The sequence below is a fragment of the Phenylobacterium sp. genome (genome assembly GCF_030645195.1).
GTDB lineage: Bacteria > Pseudomonadota > Alphaproteobacteria > Caulobacterales > Caulobacteraceae > Phenylobacterium.
In genome coordinates, this window is record NZ_JAUSLW010000095.1 from 1 (window position 1) to 6731 (window position 6731).

General features: G+C 69.7%; 5 protein-coding genes. 2 read left to right on the forward strand and 3 right to left on the reverse strand.

Translation table 11 applies throughout. The features are described from left to right. Positions 1 to 2126: DNA polymerase I (gene polA, locus Q7T09_RS08705; RefSeq protein WP_304699210.1), on the forward strand; the 2126-nt coding region annotated here is incomplete at its 5' end. Positions 2127 to 2156: 30 nt separating this feature from the next. On the opposite strand, the gene Q7T09_RS08710 is transcribed toward polA, so the two are convergent. The 3 genes from Q7T09_RS08710 to Q7T09_RS08720 form a co-directional block, all read right to left on the reverse strand. Beyond that, positions 2157 to 2936, reverse strand: a complete 780-nt coding sequence (locus Q7T09_RS08710; RefSeq protein WP_304699211.1) for a metallophosphoesterase family protein — start codon at positions 2934 to 2936, stop codon at positions 2157 to 2159. Positions 2937 to 3111: 175 nt separating this feature from the next. Further along, positions 3112 to 4698 carry a hypothetical protein gene (locus Q7T09_RS08715; RefSeq protein WP_304699212.1) on the reverse strand — a complete coding sequence of 529 codons (1587 nt, stop codon included), beginning with the start codon at positions 4696 to 4698 and terminating at the stop codon, positions 3112 to 3114. Positions 4699 to 4702: 4 nt separating this feature from the next. Beyond that, positions 4703 to 6145 (reverse strand): MBOAT family protein, encoded by a 1443-nt coding sequence (locus Q7T09_RS08720; protein ID WP_304699213.1) that lies wholly within the window; start codon positions 6143 to 6145, stop codon positions 4703 to 4705. A 382-nt stretch (positions 6146 to 6527) separates the two neighbouring features. Between Q7T09_RS08720 and Q7T09_RS08725 the strand changes: the two genes are divergently transcribed. Further along, positions 6528 to 6731, forward strand: a 204-nt coding sequence (locus Q7T09_RS08725; protein ID WP_304699214.1) for a hypothetical protein, incomplete at its 3' end; no start/stop codon positions are given.

The following is a 6731-nucleotide window of genomic DNA, read 5'->3' on the forward strand; positions in this document are numbered from 1 at the left end:
TCAAGCAGGACAAGCGCCGCCAGACCCTGATCGACTTCGCCGACCAGATTCGGCTGTCGCGGGAGCTGGTTCGGCTGGACTGTGACACCCCCCTGCCCTCCCCCCTCGAGGACCTGCTGGTGGCCGAGCCCGACGCGGCGACGCTGTCGGCCTTCCTGGAGCAGATGGAGCTGCGCACCCTGGGCCGCCGCGTGAACGGCGGCGGCAGCGGGGCGACGGCTCCGGCCGCGCCGGCCACCCCCACGGCGCGGCCCGAGGCGCCGGCCCAGGCGCCCATCGACACCACCAAATATGTCTGCGTGCGCGACCTGGAGACCCTGGACGCCTGGATCGCCAAGGCCCGGGCCGTGGGCGTCATCGCCTTCGACACCGAGACCGATTCGCTCTCCTCGGCCAATGCGGGCCTCTGCGGGGTGTCCCTGGCCATCGCGCCGGGCGAGGCCTGCTACATCCCGGTGGGCCACGAGCCCGAGGGCGGCCTGGCCTTCGACGCCCCCGCCGACCTGACCCAGATCCCGCACGACGCGGTGATGGCGCGGCTCAAGCCGCTGCTGGAGGACCCCTCGGTCCTGAAGGTGGCCCAGAACGCCAAGTACGACCTGGCGGTCCTGTCGCGGCAGGGAATCCAGGTGGCCCCCATCGAGGACACGATGCTGATCAGCTACGTGCTGGAGGCGGGCCTGCACAAGAGCCACGGCATGGACGAGCTGTCCAAGCGCTGGCTGGGCCACGAGCCGATTTCCTTCAAGCAGGTGGCCGGGACCGGCAAGGCCCAGAAGAGCTTCAAGCATGTGCCCCTGGAGCCGGCGACCTGCTACGCCGCCGAGGACGCCGACGTCACCCTGCGCCTCTACCAGATCCTGCGGCCCAAGCTGGCCGCGGCGGGCCTGCTCACCGTCTACGAGACCCTGGAGCGGCCCATGCCGCCGGTCCTGGCCCAGATGGAGTGCGAGGGCATTCGGATCGATCCCGACCAGCTGGCCCGGCTCTCCCACGACTTCTCGGTGCGGATGACCGAGCTGGAGGCCCAGGCCCATGCGCTCGCCGGCCGGCCCTTCAACCTGGGCAGCCCCAAGCAGATCGGCGAGGTGCTCTATCAGGAGATGGGCCTGGCCTCGAAGAAGACCACGGCGACGGGGGCGCAAGGGACTGACGCCTCCATCCTCGAGGAGCTGGCCGCCCAGGGCGCCGAGCTGCCCCGGGTGCTGCTGGACTGGCGGCAGCTCTCCAAGCTGAAGGGCACCTATACCGACGCCCTGGCCGCCGCCATCTCGCCGCGCACCAACCGGGTCCACACCTCCTACGCCCTGGCGTCGACCACCACCGGGCGGCTGTCCTCGTCGGATCCCAACCTGCAGAACATCCCGGTCCGCACCGAGGAGGGCCGCAAGATCCGCAAGGCCTTCATCGCCGAGCCGGGACACGTCCTGGTCAGCGCCGACTACAGCCAGATCGAGCTGCGCCTGCTGGCCCATGTGGGGGACATTCCCCAGCTGAAGAAGGCCTTCCTGGAGGGCCTGGACATCCACGCGGCCACCGCCTCGGAGATGTTCGGCGTGCCCATCGAGGGCATGCCCGCCGAGACGCGGCGCCGCGCCAAGGCGATCAATTTCGGTATCGTCTACGGCATCTCGGCCTTCGGCCTGGCCAACCAGCTCTCCATCCCGCAGGACGAGGCCGGGGCCTATATCAAGACCTATTTCGAGCGCTTCCCCGGCATCCGCACCTATATGGACCGCACCAAGCAGGCCGCGCGCGCCCAGGGTTTCGTCACCACCGTCTTCGGGCGGAAGGTCAATATCCCGGCGGTGTTCTCCAAGTCCCAGGCCGAGCGGGCCTTCGGCGACCGGGCGGCCATCAACGCCCCGATCCAGGGGGCGGCGGCCGACGTCATCCGCCGGGCCATGATTCGCATGCCCGCGGCCCTGAAGGCGGCGGGCCTTGAGGCCCGCATGCTGCTGCAGGTGCACGACGAACTGGTCTTCGAGGCCCCCGAGCCCGAGGCCGACGAGCTGATCAAGGTCGCCAAGCGGGTGATGGAACGGGCCGCCGAACCGGCGGTCTCGCTCTCGGTTCCCCTGGTGGTGGAGGCCTGCGCCGCCAGGAACTGGGACGACGCGCACTGAGGCGCGATAGCATCAAACGCTGGTCTTCGGTCAGGCCGCCGAGCGCACCGCGCGGCCCTGCAGGATGCGGTGACCACTGTCATCCAGCCGCACGGCGGTGAGCAGGCCGGTGGCGTAGGCGCCGGTGTCGACCCCGATCCGGCGGCCGGTGATCTGTGGCTCCTCCATCGGGGTATGGCCATGGACGATGATCTTCTCGAACTTGGCGGTGGACTGCAGGAACTCCGCGCGAATCCACAGCAGGTCGCGCTCCACCTGCCGCGCCAGGGGCACGCCGGGCCGGACCCCGGCGTGGACGAAGGCGTAGTCGCCCACGGTCAGCATCAGTTCCAGGGTCTCGTAGAAGTGGGTGTGGGCCGGCGGCAGCACCTTGCCGAAGGCCAGGCGGGCGGTCTCCCAGGCCTCGGGATCGGTGCGGGTGGCCGGGGGCTGGACGCCGTAGGAGGCGAGCGTCGCCGATCCGCCGTGCTCCACCCAGGTCTGGCCGAAGCCGGGCTCGTCGCGGAACTGCAGCAGGGCCTCCTCGTGGTTGCCCTTCAGGGCCCGGACCTCGAAGGCGGCCTCGGCCTGCAGCGCCAGGATGGCGTCGATCACCTGGGCCGAGGCCGGGCCTCGGTCCACATAGTCGCCCAGCAGGACCAGCATCGGCCGCTCGCTCGGCGCCGAGGCCAGGACATCCTGGGCGATGGTGTGCAGCAGAGGTTCGAAGGCGTCGAGCCGGCCGTGGATGTCGCCAATGGCGTAGACCAGCCGCCCGCCGGTTGAGGGCGGAGCTTGCGGAATCTTGCGGCCGAACAGGCGAGAGAACAAGGGCGGGCCTTCTGGGTTGGACGCCCACCTTAGGTAGGGTGGGCGGGGTCTTCAACGCGGAGACGACCGGAAAGGCCCGTCGCCCTGTAACGGGTCAAGCTAGACGCCGGTTCGGGCGGATTTTTGGCCGGATCCGGCGCGAACCTAGCCCTGGCGGGTGAACAAGCCCTTGGGCTCAGGGGCGGACCAGGCCCTGCGGACCCTGGCAGCCGATCCAGCCCGAGGCCGCGCGGCGATAGACCCGCAGGCCGTAGGCGCCCGCGGGCAAGCCCTCGACGCTGAGGCTGGTGGAGAAGCCGCTGGGCTGGGCGACGGGACGCTTGAAGGCGGCCGCCACGTCGGGGCGCGCCTGGTCTATCGGCAGGGGCTGGAGGAAGTCGCCGGCCGGACCGGTGAGGCGCACGGCGCCGTCGGTGGGTCCGGGCTTGACCGAGAGGTCCGAGATCCAGCCGCTCGCCACCAAGCCGCGGGCGTCCAGCAGGGCCTGGTCGACATTGCAGCCCGGGGTCGGGACCGCGGCGTCCAACCCCACGAAGGCCGCGCCAGCGCGGGCCACCGGCGCGAACCGTCCCCGCGACGGGGCCGAGGGCGCCAGGGACCCATGGGTCGGGGCGTCCGGCAGGGCGGCCTCGATGCGGGCCTCGGCGGCCTCCGACACCGCCGGGGAGCCGCGCATCACAAAGCCCAGGCCGTGCTCCTGCACCTCCAGCATGACGACGTCCGGCTGGAACCGGTCGATCAGGTCCTGGCGCCAGAAGCCGTCGTCGATGTGGGTCAGGATCACCCGGCTGAAATGCCCCAGCAGGAAGGGCGTCAGGGCGTTTGAAAACGAATCCCGCGTCAGCAGCAGGGTCGGCTTGCCCGCCTGGCCGGTCTCCACCACCTGGGGCGCGGTCCAGCTGCGGCGCCCCGAGAGCCAGGTGGTGCGGTAGCCGGCGGCCGAGGGGTCGACATAGCCGCGGTAATGGATCGGCACGAAACTCGCCACCCCCAGCATCAGGGCGAGGTCGCGGGGCGGATTGACCCCATTCACCACCGGCCGGAAGTCGCTGAGCGGCCGGGTCGGCTGGCGCAGCCCCATGGCGCGCAGGCGGGCCATGATCTGGGCATAGCCGGCATAGGCGGCGTCGCCGGTCCAGTGGGTGTCGTGGCGGCTGAAGGCCGGGACGCCGGCGGCCTTCACGGCGGTCACCGCGTCGTGCAGGTGGACCACATGGCCCGGCTCGGTCCGCTCGGCCAGCTGCGCCAGGCGCAGGCTGGTCCGGCGGGGATTGGGGCCGTCATACCAGGCGGGTCCGAGCTCGGGATAAAGGGTCTCCTTGGCCGGCGGGACCACCACCAGATAGGGGCGGCCCTGCAGGGCCTCGATACGGCCCGACAGGCCCCGCAGCCACTCGGCGGCCTGGGCGTCGTCCACGGCGCCGACGCCCCGGGCCGGGCTCAGGCGCGAGCCGTCATTATAGAACAGCCAGCCGTCGCGGCCCGCCAGCACCCGGTCCGAGCCGCTGTCGCCGAGCCGCAGGCGGGCGAAGTTGAGGGAACCGATCAGGAAGGGCCGGGCCGGGAAGCGGTCGGCGACATAGGCGTCGGTCTGGTGGCGCAGGTCATCCAGGCCCGCCAACCCCGTCCAGGCCGGTGGCCCGGCCAGCACCCGGCCCTCCTGGAGCTGGGGCGGCTTGGCCAGATGGGGCAGGAGGAAGGCGGCGGCCATCAGGACCAGGATGGCGCCGATCAGGCCTCGGCGCGGGATCGGGGTGTCCATCGCCTCAGAACCGGAAATAGAGGAAGGGGTTGAGGGTCGAATTGACCAGGACCGCGATGCTGACCACGAAGCCCGCCGCCAGGATCGGCGTGGGCAGGATATGGGCGCTCCGGGTGTCCAGGTGGGCCGGCAGGCGGGGCGAGGGGGCGTCGGAGCGCCGGGCCTTCAACCGCCCCATCAAGGCTTGCAGGGTCGGGACGGCGAAGAGGACCCCGGCGGCGAAGGCGGCGATCACCTCGGTGTCCAGCAGGTGGCGCAGGGCGACGCCCAGGGGCTTGAAGCCGTGCGGATCGAACATCGCCGACAGATAGGCCAGGGCCTGGGGCAGGTCGGCGGCGCGGAAGAACACCCAGCCCACCATCACCACCGCCACGGCGTAGAGGTGGCGCAAGGGCCGCGGCGCGGCGGCCAGCACACGCCCGAATCCGAACCGCTCCAGCATCAGGAAGGCCCCGTGATAGAGGCCCCAGACGATGAAGCTCCAGGCCGCCCCGTGCCAGAGGCCGGTGAGGAAGAAGACGATCAGCAGGTTGCGGAGGGTCTTGGCCTGCCCGCCCCGGTTTCCGCCCAGGGGAATGTAGACATAGTCCCGGAACCAGGAGGACAGCGACATGTGCCAGCGCCGCCAGAAGTCGGTGAGCGAGGTCGCCGCATAGGGGTGGTCGAAGTTCTTCGGGAAGGTGAAGCCCAGCATGAAGGCCAGGCCGATCGCCATGTTCGAATAGCCGCAGAAGTCGAAATAGATCTGCAGGGTGTAGGCCAGAGTCCCCAGCCAGGCCGCCGTCGCCGAGAGGGTTCCGGGCGCCAGACCGAAGGCGTGGTCGGCCACCGGGGCCACGGTGTTGGCGATCAGCACCTTCTGGCACAGGCCGACGATGAAGTACTGGAACCCCAGGCCCACCCGGCCCGAGCCCCTGCGGTCGGCGTGCAGCTCCTCGGCGATGTCGGCATAGCGGACGATGGGCCCAGCGATCAGGTGCGGGAACATCAGGATATAGGCGGAAAACCGCGCGAGCGAGGTCTCGGCCGGCACGGCGCGGCGCCAGACGTCGACGGCGTAGCTGATCAGCTGGAAGGTGAAGAAGGATATGCCCAGGGGCAGGCGGTGGGTCAGCTCCGGCAGGGGCGATCCCGGCAGGACCTCATTGAGGCTGTGGGCCAGGAAGCCTGAATATTTGAACCAGGCCAGCACCCCCAGATCCAGCACGATCAGGGCGGTCAGGATCAGCCGTCGCCGGGCGGGCGCCTGGGCCCGATCCATGGCGCGCGCGCCGACGTGGTTGGCGCCGATCAGGGCCAGCAGCAGGAAGACATAGGGCCCCTCGCCCCAGACGTAGAAGGCCACACTGCCGGCCAGCAGGGCGCCCGTCCGCCATCCGCTGACATAGTAGCCAAGCAGGAAGACGGGCAGAAAATAGAAGATGAAGATGATGGATGAAAAGACCATCCGCCCCCCGACGCTGGCAGTCGGGGTTTGTCGCAGGCCTGACCCCGGGGGGCAAGTCGACGCCCGTCAGGCTGTCGGAAGGTTCCTGGTGGAGCCGAGCGGAGGAGATCCCCAGCCTATTAATCCCTACAAAAACAACCAGTTCTTGGTGCCAGTCTGGCCGAAATGTACCGAGTGAATGTACCTATTTCCGGAAGGCCGAGCCGAGTGCAACCTGTTGCAAAGCGTGGGTTGAGCAGGCACCTTTTTCAGCCTGCTCCAGTTGGCACGACGTCAGCACGGACGGGAGGTGCAACCCCGGCCCGCAGGACAGTCCTGTGGTTGGCAAGGCACTCGCACGCCAAGGTTACGTATGGTAGCCCCTTGGCAGGGGAGGCTCGTTATGGACCGCGAGACACAGGGCGCGTGGATTATCCACCACGGCAGGAAGCTCGCATCTGACATTCGGGGGGCCGCCGAATACAGCGCCATTGACCTCGCGGCAAAGGCGGCCACGCTGCTTGCCCGCATGGCGGAGAGCAATGAGGCTCAGCTATCTGAAGCACAAGTGGTAGCGGCGGCGCGGATTGGCGGCTTGAACCCCAAG